At 66.1% G+C, this 560-nt stretch carries 1 pseudogene; it reads left to right on the top strand.

Annotated elements, in window-relative coordinates:
- Positions 1-560 (top strand): annotated as a pseudogene (locus C492_RS10960) (VirB4 family type IV secretion system protein); the annotation flags it as partial.

The raw sequence follows: 560 nt of genomic DNA, 5'->3' as shown, positions 1-560 counted from the left end.
GGTCACCCGATCCCGAGCTCGGAACTTTCGCAGGTCGCGGCGGACCACTACCAGGCAGCCAACGCGTACGCACACGAGAGCTACTCGTCACTGGTGCGCCAGACGCCGATCCCGGCGCCCGACTCGTCCGGCGGCGTCCACGGCGTCGAGACTGGCGAAACGTCGGATCCGGAGTATGATCTGACGTACTCACACCTGGACGTCGAAGCTGACCGTGACCCACGAACGACGCTCTCGAAGCGACACAACCAGCTCGCGGTTGCCGACCAGATGGCCGCTCCGGACGAACCGACCGAGGCGGGCGGCGAGGGCGAGTCGACCACCGTCGAGACGGAGGCAGCCACCGACGGCGGAACGGCCGCGGAGCCTGCCGATGTCGAGACAGTTTCCCCGACGGACGGACCCGGTACTGCGGATATCGCGCTCACCGACGCGGAACTCAAGGAGCAGTACATCTCGCTGCTGGCGCCAGAGGTCGTCGAGCGTTCGTGGATCGGTGATGGAAACGGTGGCGACCACCTCAAGATCGACGGCGAGATCTACACGGCGACGCTGTTCAT

It is taken from the genome of Natronococcus jeotgali DSM 18795, assembly GCF_000337695.1.
GTDB lineage: Archaea > Halobacteriota > Halobacteria > Halobacteriales > Natrialbaceae > Natronococcus > Natronococcus jeotgali.
The sequence above is the reverse complement of the archived record's forward strand: the minus strand, read 5'-3'. Positions and strand labels throughout refer to the sequence as shown.